At 59.2% G+C, this 14,931-nt stretch carries 12 protein-coding genes; 10 read left to right on the forward strand and 2 right to left on the reverse strand.

Annotated features, from left to right (window positions below):
- Positions 1 to 19: 19 nt before the first annotated feature.
- The 3 genes from ACP26L_RS12125 to ACP26L_RS12135 all read left to right on the forward strand — a co-directional run bounded on the left by ACP26L_RS12125 (position 20) and on the right by ACP26L_RS12135 (position 4,700).
- Positions 20 to 886, forward strand: coding sequence for a carbohydrate ABC transporter permease (locus ACP26L_RS12125; protein WP_426452771.1), 867 nt, complete (start codon positions 20 to 22; stop codon positions 884 to 886).
- Positions 883 to 1,713: a carbohydrate ABC transporter permease gene (locus ACP26L_RS12130; RefSeq protein ID WP_426452772.1), complete on the forward strand. Its 831-nt coding sequence runs from the start codon at positions 883 to 885 to the stop codon at positions 1,711 to 1,713. Before ACP26L_RS12125 ends, ACP26L_RS12130 begins: the two co-directional genes overlap by 4 nt.
- An 89-nt stretch (positions 1,714 to 1,802) precedes the next feature.
- Positions 1,803 to 4,700 carry a family 78 glycoside hydrolase catalytic domain gene (locus tag ACP26L_RS12135; protein ID WP_426452773.1) on the forward strand — a complete coding sequence of 966 codons (2,898 nt, stop codon included), beginning with the start codon at positions 1,803 to 1,805 and terminating at the stop codon, positions 4,698 to 4,700.
- 934 nt (positions 4,701 to 5,634) lie between these two features.
- Here ACP26L_RS12135 and ACP26L_RS12140 read toward each other — a convergent pair.
- A complete protein-coding gene (locus ACP26L_RS12140) occupies positions 5,635 to 6,207 on the reverse strand; it encodes a TetR/AcrR family transcriptional regulator (protein WP_426452774.1) in 573 nt (190 codons plus the stop codon).
- Positions 6,208 to 6,706: 499 nt separating this feature from the next.
- On the opposite strand from ACP26L_RS12140, the gene ACP26L_RS12145 reads away from it, so the two are divergent.
- From ACP26L_RS12145 to ACP26L_RS12165, 5 genes are all read left to right on the forward strand, one after another.
- Positions 6,707 to 6,871 (forward strand): hypothetical protein, encoded by a 165-nt coding sequence (locus tag ACP26L_RS12145; protein ID WP_426452775.1) that lies wholly within the window; start codon positions 6,707 to 6,709, stop codon positions 6,869 to 6,871.
- A 107-nt stretch (positions 6,872 to 6,978) separates the two neighbouring features.
- Positions 6,979 to 8,112, forward strand: coding sequence for a sensor histidine kinase (locus ACP26L_RS12150; RefSeq protein ID WP_426452776.1), 1,134 nt, complete (start codon positions 6,979 to 6,981; stop codon positions 8,110 to 8,112).
- On the forward strand, positions 8,109 to 8,714 hold the full coding sequence (locus ACP26L_RS12155) for a response regulator (RefSeq protein WP_426452777.1): 606 nt from the start codon (positions 8,109 to 8,111) through the stop codon (positions 8,712 to 8,714). Before ACP26L_RS12150 ends, ACP26L_RS12155 begins: the two co-directional genes overlap by 4 nt.
- 271 nt (positions 8,715 to 8,985) lie before the next feature.
- Entirely contained in the window at positions 8,986 to 10,443 is a 1,458-nt protein-coding gene (locus tag ACP26L_RS12160) for a hypothetical protein (RefSeq protein WP_426452778.1), read from the forward strand.
- A gap of 631 nt (positions 10,444 to 11,074) precedes the next feature.
- Positions 11,075 to 12,310 carry an MFS transporter gene (locus tag ACP26L_RS12165; protein ID WP_426452779.1) on the forward strand — a complete coding sequence of 412 codons (1,236 nt, stop codon included), beginning with the start codon at positions 11,075 to 11,077 and terminating at the stop codon, positions 12,308 to 12,310.
- A gap of 185 nt (positions 12,311 to 12,495) precedes the next feature.
- Here the strand turns inward: ACP26L_RS12165 and ACP26L_RS12170 are convergent, their stop codons facing one another.
- Entirely contained in the window at positions 12,496 to 13,380 is an 885-nt protein-coding gene (locus ACP26L_RS12170; protein WP_426452780.1) for a LysR family transcriptional regulator, read from the reverse strand.
- A gap of 218 nt (positions 13,381 to 13,598) precedes the next feature.
- Between ACP26L_RS12170 and ACP26L_RS12175 the strand changes: the two genes are divergently transcribed.
- A complete protein-coding gene (locus ACP26L_RS12175) occupies positions 13,599 to 13,883 on the forward strand; it encodes a GNAT family N-acetyltransferase (protein ID WP_426452781.1) in 285 nt (94 codons plus the stop codon).
- A 253-nt stretch (positions 13,884 to 14,136) separates the two neighbouring features.
- Positions 14,137 to 14,913 carry a spermidine synthase gene (locus tag ACP26L_RS12180; RefSeq protein WP_426452782.1) on the forward strand — a complete coding sequence of 259 codons (777 nt, stop codon included), beginning with the start codon at positions 14,137 to 14,139 and terminating at the stop codon, positions 14,911 to 14,913.
- The last annotated feature ends 18 nt before the right edge of the window (positions 14,914 to 14,931 follow it).

Below are 14,931 nucleotides of genomic sequence, written 5' to 3' on the forward strand. Positions count from 1 at the left end.
GACTGGAGTGGAGAGACGAATGACTACGATATTCAAACGCACGTATTCCTACTATTTTCTGCTGCCTGCCGCTCTGATCTATATTGCAATTTTCCTGGTGCCGACCCTCATGTCATTCTTCTTCAGCCTCACCCGCTGGTCGCTGATCGAATGGAAATTCATCGGGCTCGAGAACTTCATTACGTTCTTCGAAGAGCCTTCGCTTCGGATCGGATTCAAGAACACGCTGCTCTACGCCGTAGTCACCTGCGTGCTCAAAGTGGTGCTCGGCCTGCTGCTCGGCGTCTTCCTGACATCAAAAATCAGAACGAAAGGGTACCTGCGGTCCGTCATCTTTTTCCCTACGCTGGTTAGTACGATAGCGGTCGGTCTGGCCTTCAGCATGATGATGCACCCGACGCAGGGGCTCATCAACACGACGCTGGCGAAGCTCGGCATCGCCGGACCCGACTGGCTGGGCAATCCGGATCTCGCGCTGATCTCCGTGGCGCTCGTGGATGTGTGGAAGGGGGTCGGCTTCGCCACCGTCATCTATATCGCCGGGATTCTCTCGATTCCCGAGGAGTATTATGAAGCGCTGCAGATTGACGGCGGCGGTGCGCTGCACAAGTTCTGGAACATCATCGTGCCGCTGAGCCGGCCGGCTACCAACTCGGTCATTATCCTCTCCTTCATCGGGGGCCTGCGGTCGTTCGACCTCGTATGGGCGATGACCAAGGGGGGGCCGGGCTTCTCGACGGACCTCATCGCTTCGATCATCTACAAGCAGTATCAGGGAGGCTTCTACGGACTCGCTACGGCCGGCAACGTGATCCTGTTCCTTGTCGTTACGATGCTCGCCTTCCCGCTCTACATGTACCTGAACCGAAAGGAGGCCGAGCTATGAACAAGGGAGCAAGAAGCTGGGGCGCGGAGATCGCGGCCGTCGGCATGACGGTCATCCTGTTCTGGATTCCGTTCTATTTTATTATCGTCAATGCTATGAAAAATACGAAGGAGTCGTCCCTGCTGAATCTGGCCTGGCCTTCTTCGATTCACCTCTGGGACAATATCAAGCAGGTGGTTGCGGCCAGGGATTACATGCTGCTGCGGGCCTTTTACAACTCGACGGTGCTCACGGTTCTGTCCATCTTCGTGCTTGTGTTCATCTGCGCGATGGCGGGCTATGTCATGCAGCGCCGGACCGACAAGGCGACGCCGTGGATCAACTTCCTGGTCCTCTCGGGGCTCATCATTCCCCCGGCGATCGTACCGACGATCTGGGTGCTCGACAGCGTCGGCCTCTTCAAGACGATGACCGGCCTCGTGCTGGTCGAGGTGGCGCTCGGGTTCCCGTTCTGCGTGCTGCTCTACAAGGGCTTCATGTCCGCCATTCCGCGGGAGATCGACGAGGCGGCCATCGTGGACGGGTGCAGTGGACTGACGCTGTTTTTCCGGATAATTCTGCCGCTCCTGCAGCCGGTGACCGCAACGATTATCGTGACTTCGTCGGTCGGTATTTTCAACGACTTCACGAACCCGCTGTATTTCTTCCCGGGCTCCAAGAATGCGACCGTGCAGCTCACGCTCTATAATTTCTCCAGCCAGTATGTCACGCAGTGGAACCTGCTCTTCACGAACATTCTGCTGATCACGCTTCCTCCGCTGCTGCTTTTTATCTTCTTCAACAAGAAAATCGTGGCAGGAATGACCGCCGGTTCCGTCAAAGGATAGAAGACAACTTGCGGAAGCGAATCCCGGTGAGAAATAAATCCTTAGATTGGAAACATGAATCGAATCCAAAACAATGGAGTGTGTTAACCATGGGAGCCTTAACCGTTGAACGTGTAACATGCGAGTATCGTACGAATCCGCTCGGCCTCTCCGCTGCACAGCCCCGCCTAAGCTGGCAGCTGCGCTCGGACCGCCGGAATACGCTGCAGCAGGCCTACCGGATCGTGGTGGCCGCCGGGGAAGACCGCTTCGACGCCCCCCTCTGGGACTCGGGCCGCACGGAGTCGGACCAGTCCATTCAGGTGCCGTACGCCGGCCCCGTGCTCTCCAGCCGTACTCGGTACTATTACCGGGCGAAGGTTTGGGACAACCACGGCAGCGAATCGGAGTGGAGCGGGACCGCGTGGTGGGAGATGGGCCTGCTGGAGCCCAGCGAGTGGACAGCGCAGTGGATTACGCCGGATGCGGGCGCGATCGATCCGCAGGAAGAGGCGGCTTTCCTGCTCCGCCGGGGCTTCGAGCTTCAAGGCGGTGTAATCGCTTCCGCCCGGATTTATGCGACGGCGGCCGGGGTGTATGAGCTCTACGTCAACGGCGAGCGGGTCTCGGATGAGGAGCTCGCGCCGGGCTGGACCAGCTACCCAAACCGGCTGCAGTACCAGACCTGCGACATCACTGGACTGCTCCAGCCGGGAAGCAACGCGGCGGGCATCCGGCTCGGCGACGGCTGGTACAAGAGCGGCATGGGCTTCGAGGGCAAAGACTTCAAGTATGGCGACCGCCGGGCCGCGCTCCTGCAGCTGCACGTGAGGTACGCGGACGGCCGGGAGGAGGTCATCGGTACCGACGGGAGTTGGACTGCGGTGACCGGCGGGATCCGGTACTCGACGATCTACCACGGCGAGACGTATGACGCCCGGCTGGAGCCCGCGGGGTGGAGCACGGCGGAGCCTGCCGCCGTGGACGGCGGCTGGAAGCCGGTGGAGGTGCTGGACCTGCCGCTCGACACGCTTGTTGCGCAGGAGAACTCGCCTGTGCGGGTGACGGAGCGCCTGCGTCCCGTGTCCGCTTTCGTCACACCGGCCGGCGACCATGTGCTCGATCTGGGCCAGAACATGGTAGGCCGCATGCGCTTCGAGGTCTCGGCACCGGCCGGCACGCGGATTGTGCTGCGCCATGCCGAGGTGCTCGACAAGGACGGCAACATCTATTTCGGCAACCTGCGCCCGGCGAAGCAGACGGTGGAGTACACATGCCGGGGCGGGGAGGCCGAGAGCTATGCGCCGCATTTCTCTTTCATGGGCTTCCGCTATGTCCAGGTTGAAGGCTTCCCGGGCCAGGAGAACGGACTTCCGCTGGAGGCTTTCACCGGTGAGGTGATGCATTCGGACATGGAGCCGGCGGGTGAGTTCGACTGCTCGAACGAGCTCGTGAACCAGCTGCAGCGGAACATCCAGTGGGGCCAGCGGGGCAACTTCCTCGACGTGCCGACCGACTGCCCGCAGCGCGATGAGCGGCTCGGCTGGACCGGCGACGCGCAGGTGTTCATCGGCACCGCGCTGTTCAACTACCAAGGCGGACCGTTCTTCACGAAGTGGCTCCGCGACCTGAAGGCGGAGCAGCTGCCGGACGGCGGCGTGCCGTTCGTGATCCCTGACGTAGTCGGTGGCGCGAGTTCCGCAGCCTGGGGTGATGCCGCGGTGATCTGCCCGTGGACCGTGTACTGTTACTACGACGACCGCCGCTTGCTGGCCGAGCAGTATGACAGCATGAAGGCCTGGGTCGAGTATATCCGGGCCCAGGGCGAGAACGAATACCTGTGGAACACGGGCTTTCACTTCGGCGACTGGCTCGCGCTAGATGCCAAGGAGGACAGCTACATCGGGGCGACCCCGAAGGAGCTGGTAGCCACGGCTTACTACGCGCATTCGACGCGGCTGCTCCGCGATTCCGCAGCGGTCCTCGGGTACGAAGAGGATGCCCGCCGGTACGGCGAGCTGCATCAGGGCATCGTCCGTGCGTTCCGCGAGGAGTTCGTTACGGCCACGGGCCGGATCGCTTCCCCGACGCAGACGGCGCATGTGCTCGCGCTGATGTTCGATCTCGTCGAAGACAGCGTCAAGCCGCGGGTGGCGAAGGATCTGAACGATCTCATCGCGGAGAACGGCTATCATCTGTCGACGGGCTTCGTGGGCACACCGTACCTGTGCTTCGCTCTCTCGAACAGCGGCTATCACGATACCGCCGTGAAGCTGCTCCTGCAGGAAAGCTATCCGGGCTGGCTGTACTCCGTCTCCAAAGGCGCGACGACGATCTGGGAGCACTGGGACAGCATCAAGCCGGACGGCTCGTTCTGGAGCGACGACATGAACTCCTTCAACCACTACGCCTATGGGGCGATCGGGGAGTGGATGTACCGCAGGGTCGCGGGCCTCGACATGGACACCGCCGTACCCGCTTACAAGCGGGTGCACATCGAGCCGCTGTTCGGCGGCCGGAAGCTCACCCATGCCCGGGCCGCGCACCAGTCGCTGTACGGCCGGGTCGAAACCGGCTGGCGTGTGGACGGGGAGGAGATCGAGGTGCACGTCGAGATCCCGGCGAACACCACGGCGGAGGTGGTGCTGAAAGGCGCCGCCCTGGCCGGCCTGGTCGAAGGCGGAGCGGATACCGCGGCCTCGGAAGGCGTGGTTGCGGCGTCTGAGACTGAGCAGGGAGCGCGGCTCGTCGTGGGTTCGGGTTCGTACCGGTTCCGCTACCGTGCCGCAGACCTGTTCCGGGTGACCTATACCCTCGAGACCACCATTCAGGACCTGCTGGAGGACGAAGCGGCGGTGGCGGCCATGCACAAGCATATTCCGCATTTGATGGACAGCCCGATGCTGAACTTCGCGAAGAACAACAGCCTCCGGCAGCTGAGCGAAAATGGCATGTCGCGGGTCAAGCGCGAGCAGGTGCTGGCTATTCTGCAGGAGCTGGCGGGTTAGCAGCGGGCTGGCCTGTAAGGGACAATGGCGCCTAACATACCCATTCCACTTGACCCGCTGGTTCGTTAGGTGCTTCGTTAAGCTTCACATAAAGGAGCTCACAAGAACAGATAAGATCCAGCCAACGTTCACTATAATTCAGCAGAAAAGAAACCTCCAACCGCAGCGATGCCCGGGTTGGAGGTTTCTTTTGGTGTCCGGTGTTAGACATTCCCTTGAAGCAGGATTGCAAAGGGCATAGCGGTTCTGCACTGAGTCCTCGGCCGGCTACCTGCTGAATCGCAATGCTTCCCCCACGGCCCTCTGGTCGGTCCATCCTGGGACGACCCATCTGTTTCGCCAGCTCCACTTACGGGCCGCCGGTGGAGCCATTCCAGATCTGCTGCCTTAATCCGGTCCCCCGGTGACCCGCAAACAGGTTAGCTGTACTATCACAGGCAGGTCGATCAATCCCCGCCCGACTGCATCAGGTTCGCCAGCTCGATGGGCATGAGCGAAGAAGCTTGAGCGGCCGAGTCTTCCGCCATGAACTTCAGCGTAGTCACGCGACACACCTCCTGGCCGAAACAGTATACTTTGAAAAGCTGGCGGTAAAGGGAAGCGGGCATCAGGATTAGCTGTGTCTGGCTATGAATGCGCTCACGAAAATAGAGGAACTCAGGTATCTTATTTGATTATTTCCCGGTATTTCCCACGAAATAGCGGAACTCAGATATCTTATGTGCTCAAATTCAGCGTTTTGGGCTGACTTTTGTCCCCGTAGCGCATCTGAGTTCCGCTTTCTCAAAAGTGAGGTCGCTAGACCGGCAAATAGCGCATCTGAGTTCCTTTATCCCCTCTGCCGCGAGTGGTCCAAGCCCTGCAACTCCCCGGCGATGTATTTCATTTTTGAAAGCGACCTTTATGTGAAGCATGACGGAGCGCAAAAATGAAACTACGAGCCTCTGATTCCCCCATAGATAAAATGAAACAGCTCCTTCGGCTGAAGCGGCGTCTCCGCATCCGAGCCGTAGAGCGCTTCGAAGCAGCGCACGTTCCTGAAGGCGGTCATCGAGCCGATGATGAGCTTCATCGTATGGGCGACCGAATGGAGGCGAAAGACCCCCTGGGCCTGGCCGCGCTCGAGGATGCTTCGGAGCAGGTCGGTGATATTCTGTACGAGCGGGAAGAGGGTCTCCGACCGCGGGCTGTTCATCGACAGCTCCTGCCTCAGGATGTGAGCGATCTCGGGCTCGCTCTGCAGGAAGGTGATCATCGTCTCCACAAAATGCAGCAGATCCTCCTTGGGGTCGTCGGTCGCCGGACGGAACGGGACGGATTTCAAGGGTTCGAGGATCGCCCAGTATACATTCTCCTTGCCACCGTAATGATAGGAGACGAGCGGGAGCGAGACGCCGGCTTTGTCGCAAATGTTTCTAACGCTGGTTCCCTCGTAGCCAAGTTCTGCAAAGAGCTTCTTGGCGGCCTCCATAATTTTCTCTTTCACATCAGGCTCGGCCCCGGTCATTGCAGTCGTACCTCCTTTTACCATAATTACATGTGTTGTCCGATCTGGGCTTGAACGCCCGTTCGAATGGGGTTTGTTCGATTGTATAGGAGGGCAGGCGCCGAAGTCAATGGATGTTGAAAGGGTTTTCCTAAGTTTAAGGCAATGGCAACCGCACTTGCTACAGACAAGCTGCCAAAGTTTTCATTTGACGGACAGGGAAATCCTACATATAATTAGTTTAGAACTAAATTAACGATTGTTAAAATCTGCGGATCGCTGACCTACGGAAAACGTGCCACCATGTATTTACCGGGGAGGCCGGCTTGTTATGCCTGCCGCTGGCATTACGCTGATCTTCGTTACTGGCGTTCGCACCGCCTCATCATGCTGTAACGCTGATCATCGTTACTCGCGTTCACGCCGCCTCATCATGGCATAACGCTTATGGCGTTCGCATAGCTTCACCATTACATAACTTATTGCCGGTATTTGCACGACGGAGAGGGGAAACGACACTTTGCTGGCCCTGCTGGAACGCATCAAACAATACGCACGGCACTCGCGTACCGAGACGCCCGACGAAGAGCTGCAGGATCTGGTGGAGGAAGCCATCCTGGATTTCTTCAACAATACGCAGCACGCGCATGAAGCCTCGGGAGAACCCGGCAGCTTCTTCTCATAAGGCAGCTTAAGAAACAGCATCTGGCCAGGACGGGGGATGCTGTTCTTTATTGCGTTCAACCCTCCAGCTCTAACGGTACCATTCATCCCAGAAAGGAAGCTAAACTTATGCCGGATCCATTGTCCGAATCCCAAAAGCGGCTGCTGCTCGGCGGCTGGCTCGTCCTGTATCTTATCCCGTTTTACCTGCTCTTTCACGGTGCCGGAAGGCCTCCCGCCGCCGCGGGGGCTGCGCTGCTGCTGCTCTTCCTCGCTGCAGCGCTGGGCTCGGCCCTGTCCGGAAGACGCGCGGCGTACCTCTGGACCTTCGTGCAGATCCTCGTGTCGGGGGTCGTCAGCATCTCGTACGGGTACGTGTATCTGGCTTTCGGCGTCTCGTACTTCATCGGGCGGATCCGCCGGAGAGGGCCGTTCTCGGTGCTCTACACGCTGCATCTGCTCGTCTTCTTCGGTGCCGTCAATTACTGCACGCTGACCCAGCACGCTTTCTTCCTGGCCCAGTTCCCCTTCGTGATTCTGACGCTGATCGGGGCTATTCTGATTCCGTTCAATACTTACTTCCGGTATAAGCGGATCGAGCTGCAAAAGCTGCTCGTGGAGGCCAACCGGCGCATCGCCGAGCTGGTGATCCAGGAAGAGCGCCAGCGGATCTCGCGGGATCTTCACGATACCCTCGGCCAGAAGCTGTCCCTGATCGGGCTCAAGAGCGAGCTCGCCGACAAGCTCGTCGAGAGCAGGCCGGCCAAGGCGCAGCTGGAGATGAGGGAGGTGCAGACGGTGGCCCGCTCGACGCTGAAGGAAGTGCAGGAGCTCGTATCCAAGATGCGGGGGACGACCGTCCGCGAAGAAGTGGCCCACGTCCGGCGGATCCTCGGCGCGGCGGAGATCGAATTCCTCTGCGAGGACGAAGCGTCCTTGAATGAGCTCTCCCCCCTGATCCAGAATGTGCTCAGCATGTGCATCAAGGAGGCGGTGACCAATGTTGTGAAGCACAGCGGGGCGTCCCGCTGCCGGCTCCGGATGGAGCACCGCTCTGCGGAGACGGTCGTGACGGTAGAGGACAATGGCGGCGGACGCGAGCCTTGGGGGCAGGGCAACGGCCTCGTCGGCATGAAGGAGCGGCTGGATTTTGTGAATGGGAAGGTGGAGATCGACACGGGGCGCGGGACGACCGTGCGGATGACGGTGCCCCATATTATCAAGCAGGACCCAATTCCGTGTGAAAAGAGGAATGAACGATGACGCGTATTGTAATCGCGGAGGATCAGCGCATGCTGCTCGATGCGCTGGCAGCGCTGCTGGAGCTGCAGGAGGATTTTGAAATTGTGGGGAAGGCGATGAACGGAGAGGAGGCCCTGGCGCTTGTGGAGGAGCACCGGCCCGACATCTGTATCCTGGACATTGAGATGCCGGTGATGAGCGGACTGGATGCGGCCGAGCGGCTGAAGGGCGGCGCCTGTAAGGTGGTCATCCTGACCACGTTCACGCGGGCCGGGTATTTTGAACGTGCCGTGAAGGCGGGCGTGAGCGCCTATTTGTCCAAGGACAACACCAGCGAGGAACTTGCCGCTGCGGTCCGCAGCGTGATGAACGGCCGCCGGATCTATACCAAGGAGCTCGTGGAGGACGTATACGTCGAAGAGAATCCGCTGACCGGCCGCGAGCGGGAAGTGCTGGTGCTCGTAGCGGACGGGAAGTCCACCAAGGAGATCGCTGGGGTGCTCCACCTCTCCGGCGGAACGGTCCGCAATTACATATCCGGGATTCTCGAGAAGCTCGGAGTGAAAAACCGCATCGAGGCGATTTCTTACTGCCGGGAGCACGGCTGGCTTGAGCCTTATTGATCCACACGCTGCCTGAAGGGCAGCTTTCTTTTTGTCCCGCCTGCTTTCTCCGTATTTTCACCGAAGGCCGATATGCTCTTTTCTGGGAAGTGCATCCATGGAACAGGCTGGAGCCGAATCTGCTGTGACAAATGTCATGGGTGACAGGCCCTATAAACCTGACACTTGCTACTAAAAAAGAAGTGTCATTGTAACTACAATAAGGGTATGGAAAGCCTGGTGCACGGGTGCTAAAACCAAAATATAGAGAGACAAAGGATGGAGAATACTTATGAAAGCAAAGCAGCTCAAAAGCGGAAAATGGATCGCAGCGACGCTGGCTGCCGCCCTGCTGTGGGGAGGACTGCCCGCCGTACATAACGCGCCTGTGGCGTATGCAAGCAGCGAGTCGGATGACGAGGATGATGTGAAAGTACCTTTCGCTTACCGTCTGAACTCGGACCTCAGCAAGATCGTATGGTATGCATCGGCTTTTATGGATAAAGAATTTGCGGATGTCCGCGATGCTCTGAGGAGCGGCAATACCCTCGGCGGGATTGCCAACGGCATGCGCGATGACGACTACAGAGGCCGTGAAGAGCTTCGCGAAGACCTCGAGCGTCTGTTTAACGGTTCCGTGAACGCGGCGCTGGCGAACAAGGAGATCACCTCGGAAGATGCGGCAAAATACCAGAGCAAGATTCAGGACCAGATCGCTAAGGCACTCGACACCATGGGCTACAAGGATACCCTTGAGGTCAACACGGAAATTCCGCTGAAAGACCGCTTCTCCCTGGATCTCGGGAACATCGTAAAGTATGCGGCGATCTACCTGGATATGGATTATGCGGATGTGCTGCGGGAGCTGGGGAACGGCAGAACCCTGAGCGATCTCTCCCGTACGGAGCTGGAGTCCAGCGGTGAGCTGTATCAGGGCCTGAAGAACATGTACACCACTAACGTGACGGATGCCGTCTATGCGGGCAAAATCACGCCGGAAGAAGCTGACGGGCTGAACTCCGATGCGGTGAAGCGTCTGTCCGACGCCCTGTCGAAAGCCGGCTATCAAGATTCGGCTGTGGATACTTCCATTCCTGTGGAACAGCGCTACCGGGCGGATCTGACGGATATCGTGAGAGTCGCGGCGATCTACCTGGATCTCGAAGAATACGAGCTGAAGGATCTGCTGAAGGCCGGTCAATCGATCAACCAAGCGGCTGACTACCAGAACAACGAGGACGCTGTCGAGGACCGCTATGAGCTGTTCAATGCGATGAAAGCTTACTATGGCAACCGCGTCGACACAGCTGTGGCAGCAGGCCAGCTGACTTCGGAAGAGGCGGCCGAGATCCGTTCGGCGAACGAGAAGACCTTGTCCGACGCTCTCAACCAAGCCGGCTATGAAGACAAGGCGGTACTGGAAAATCCGTCGCTGAAGCTGGAAGAACGCTTCAACCTGAACCTCGACGATATCGTCCTGAACTCGGCTACTTACATCGATATGGATCTGCAGGATCTGCTTGATGCGCTGGCACAGGGGGATTCGCTTCTGACTGTGGCGGACCGTCAGCGTGACGATGATTTTGAAGGCCGCTCCGAGCTGGTAGAGCGCCTGGAGTTCCTCTACCAGAGCCGGATCGACCGTGCGGTGGATGCTCACCAGATTACCGCTGACGAAGCGGCTGAGCTGTCCAAGGAACTGAGAAGCAAGATTATGGATAAAGTGAGCGCCACAAATGCAGCCCTGTAGACGGTAATACCCACTGGGATATAGAACGAGGGGCCGGGAACGCATGATTCCCGGCTTCTTGCTGTCGACGGGGGGAAACGATCGGCAGGAACGATTCTCCCGGTTTGGGGGATGTCGGACGGCCGAATCAACGGACTTTCGGTCCCTCGGCCTTCCACAGGCTGAGCGCCGGCGCCTCTCATCATAAGGAAAAAACCTGCGGCACAGCGCCGCAGGTTTTTTTGTATGGTGGGAAGTCGCAATCATGTTATTCGCCGATCGACTACCAGGCTGTGCCTTGGGTGATCAGGACGCCTGCTTAGTCATTTTACAAGATTCCAGCACCTTACGAAGAAATGCAAATCGTTTTCTTCTCAGAAGAGAGAACATGGCAAACCAACCTTTCGGAAAGCATAGTGACCTATCTTTTCCTCCTGCTTGATTTATAATTACCACTTCCCACTACCTTCTATTACCCCGGAGCCTGGGCGCTGAAACAGCAAACATGTCGATCCGGTAAAAGGTATGGCGGGCCGGGCGGTATTCGTTTTGGTTATGCCCCGGGATGCAAAGGCGGAATTTTATAGATCGGCTCATCCGGTGTAAGCTTGATCTATAGCTTCAGAGAGAGAACGTAGGGAGATGCTGCCGGATGAAAGGAAATCTACTGCTCAAAGCATCGCCGCTCGGTGGCGATCACAGCGATAAAAAAGTGCTCCGCAATGTACTGCTGATCATGTTCGGATTCCAGATGATGCTCAACATGTCGAGGCCGGTGATCACCTTGTTCGCCTCGGGACTCGGGGCCGGCACGCTGCAGATCGGGGCTCTGACCTCGTCGTACGCGCTGCTCCCGCTGCTGCTCGCCATCCACGCGGGCAAGCTGGCCGACCGGGTCGGCGACCGAATCCCGATCCTGCTCGGCAGCGTGGGCTGCGCCGCAGGGATGGCGATGCCGTTCCTGTTCCCGTCGCTGTGGGCGCTGTATGTCTCGCAGCTGGCGGTCGGCGTGTCGCATGTCTTCATCGCGATCTGCCTGCAGAACGTGCTGGGCCACGCCGCGAAGTCGAAGGACCAGCGGGACGCCTACTTCAGCATGCTGAGCATGAGCGTGGCCCTGGCGGGGTTCATCGGCCCGGTGGCGCAGGGCTACCTTGCAGAGCATGTGTCGTATTCGGCGGTGTTCCTGATCGCCATGATCTGCTGCGTGCTCCCGCTCGGACTGGCCCGGTACATTCCCGTCCTGAAGCACGGCGGGGCCAAGGAAGCGGAGGCGGCGGGAGACGCGCCGGAAGAGGCGGAGGGGCCGTCCGCGCTTGGGCTGCTTCGCCTTCCTCTGCTGCGCAACGCGCTCATGACCAGCGCTCTCGTGCTCTACTCGCGGGATATCTTCGTCGCCTACTTCCCGCTGTACGGGTCCCGGCTCGGCATCTCCGAGTCGAGCATCGGCTGGATCATCGCCCTGCAGGGCCTCGCGATGGTGTTCGTCCGCTTCTTCCTGCCGGCGCTGACGAAGCTGCTCGGGCGCGAGCGGGTGCTGCTTGGGTCGATCCTCACGGCGGGACTCGCGTTCGTGCTGATTCCTTACGCTTCGAGCGTCTATCTGCTGCTGCTGACCAGCATGCTGATGGGCGTCGGACTCGGCTGCGGCCAGCCGCTGTCGATGTCGACGACCTACAACGCCTCGCCGAAGAACAAGACCGGCGAGGTGCTGGGGCTGCGCCTGGCGACCAACCGGCTGTCCCAGCTCATGGCGCCGCTCTTCTTCGGCGTGGTCGGCTCGTGGGTCGGCCTCGTCTCCGTCTTCTACGTCAGCGGCGCCTTCCTGATCGGGGGCGCGCTGCTGACGAAGTCCAAGCCGGAACAAAAAACGGCTTCCGTCTCATGACGGGAGCCGTTTTTTCAAATTCAAGCATGTCTATCTCTTCAGTGCACGATCATGTTCCTTGAAGGACGGCGAAGCCGGTGATCTCACATGGCCGCCTCCGCTTGAACCTTGGCGTTCCACGATGGTCGTGCGGCCTCTTCTGCCGTCCGTTCGAGCTATCCACTGCCGCTGCCGGTCCCCCGGCATTAATCCTGGCTCAGATCCATATCTTCCAGGTCGGCATGCTCAATGAACTCGACGAACGCGTTCACCACGCGGTTCTCCCGGGATTCGGGATGGTAGAACATCCACGTCTCGCGGATAAGCGGCTCCCCATTCTTGTCTTTCATCTCGGCGGTATGGACATCGCCCATCTCCTTCAAAAATCGTGTGGGCAGGAAGCTGTACCCGAGCCCGTTCTTCACCATCTCGCGGCACGTGTCAGCCCGGTCCACCTTCATAGAGACCGACGCAGCTTTCGTGTAGTGGTCGGCCCACCACCGGTCGATCATCGTCTTGAACAGCGGATCGGTGAAGTAATCGATGCGCGGCGCCTGCGGCAGTCCTTCCAGATCGATCTCGTCCTTGGAGACGATCCATACCTTTTCCCGGAACAGAAGACGCTTCTCCCCGGGCCAGCTGTAATCTCCGCGCACAAAGCCGATGTGAATGTCGTGGTTGTACACCATGGTGAAGATGTCCTTGCTGAACGCGGTCTCGAGCTGGTAATCCACGCGCGGGTACTGCTCGCGGAACAGCTTGAGGAGGTGGGGCAGCTCATACTTGCCAAAATAATTCGAAACGCCGAGCCGCAGCGTGCCGGCAATATCCTGGTTCAGATTCGTCACGTTCTCCCGGATCTCGCGGAACGCCGCAAGCAGCTCCTCCGCACGCTTCGCCAAATATTCGCCCTGGGGCGTAAAGTGGACGCCGCGGATGCCCCGGTTGACGATTTTGACCCCGAACTCCTGCTCGATGTGCATCAGCCGTTTGGTCAGGGCGGGCTGCGACAGGTAGAGGAGCTGCGCAGTCTTGGTGATGTTCTTGTGCTCGAAGAGCAGATGCAGGATGGTCCAGTCTCGTTCGTCCATGCTTGTTAGGTTCCCCCGTACGGTCGTAGTCTTTCTCTAGTGTACTCCTGGATGGGCGTCAGCGCAAAAATCCGGGTGGGGCGGGACGGCGGTTTTTCGATGGAGGAACGAGAAGGGGCAAAGGGGATGCGTATGTCCAGCCCATTTGGGGTTATATATAAGTAGTGTGCCTTCACGGGCAGCGGGAAGAGAATGAAGGGAAAGCGGGGGATTCTGCCATGAGAGAAACGGTACAGGAAGGAAACGGCTTCTACTTGAGGGACAACGGCGAGGTGCTGGCCGAGGTGACGTTCGCACCGGTGGGGCCCGATACCCTGGTGCTCGATCATACGTATGTGGCTCCGGAGCTGCGGGGACAAAAGGTGGCGGAGGATCTCGTACGGCGGGTGGTGGAGCATGCGCGGGAGACCGGCAAAAAGATCGTGCCAGCCTGCTCATATGCCCACGCACAGTTCCGCAGGCATAAGGAGTATGCGGATATTTGGCAGCAGGAGGAGAGATAGACGCCGAACAGGAGCTGCCAGGACTAGGGGCCGGATCCCCAAGAAGGCCTCCGAATCCAGCCGGCCTTACAGCCCGCCGGATACGATGAATAGTACAGCCGGCTTCCTGCCTTTGCGGGAGGGCCGGCTGTTTGCGTGTGTCGGACGAAGCCCCCTGCGCTTTTTTCGCAGAACATCCCTGCTGGATGCTGTTATAATAGGGGAATGCGAGGATAGGGCACGGAGACGAAAGGAGAGAGCGGAGCTGCATCTATTGTCCAAGGAAATCAGCAAGTACAGCGTGATTGCCGTGTATGAGGCGGCCCAGCTGTACGGCGAGACGGGACGGTTCCGGTACCTGCAATTCGGGGAAGACGCCGTTCAAGGGGCCGTGGACCTGAGACGGCCGGATCGGATCGTCCTGGAATACCCGAGAGCGATCATGGCGCTGATGGAGCATGGCAACCCGTCGTTCGGGGACGTGTTTGTCATCGGTCACGGCATCGGGACGCTCGCGTCCCATTACCCGGAGAAGCGGTTCGTGACGGCGGAGATTGACGCCAAGGTGGTGGAGCTGAGCCGTGCGTTTTTCGGTTATGCGGGGGATCAGGTGATCGTCGGCGACGGGCGGACGGTGCTGGAGCGGCAGGTGTCCGGCTCGCTGGATTATGCCGTGCTCGATGCGTTCACGAAAGAGGGCACGCCGCCGCATCTGACCACGCTGGAATTCTTCACGGAGGTTCGGGAGAAGCTGCGGCCCCGCGGAGCCTTCATCCTGAATCTCATGGGCAAGCCGGCGGGGGATAAGCGCATTGGTTCGGTCTATACCACCCTCCGGGAGGTGTTTCCCTATGCCAGGGCGTTCTATCTGCCGGACCGGGAGGCGGCGGATGCGTCCGGACTGCGGAATATCCTCCTTATGGCCAGCGGCAGCGGGATCGAGACGCCAAGCAGCAGGAATATGGCGGGATTTGTAGAACTGGAAATAGAAACGGGCTATATCCTGAGGGACAGGAGACCGTGGAGGCAGGCAGAGGAAACCGGGACGTAGGTGACGTGTATGACCACT

The sequence above is a fragment of the Paenibacillus sp. S-38 genome (assembly GCF_049942825.1).
GTDB lineage: Bacteria > Bacillota > Bacilli > Paenibacillales > NBRC-103111 > Paenibacillus_G.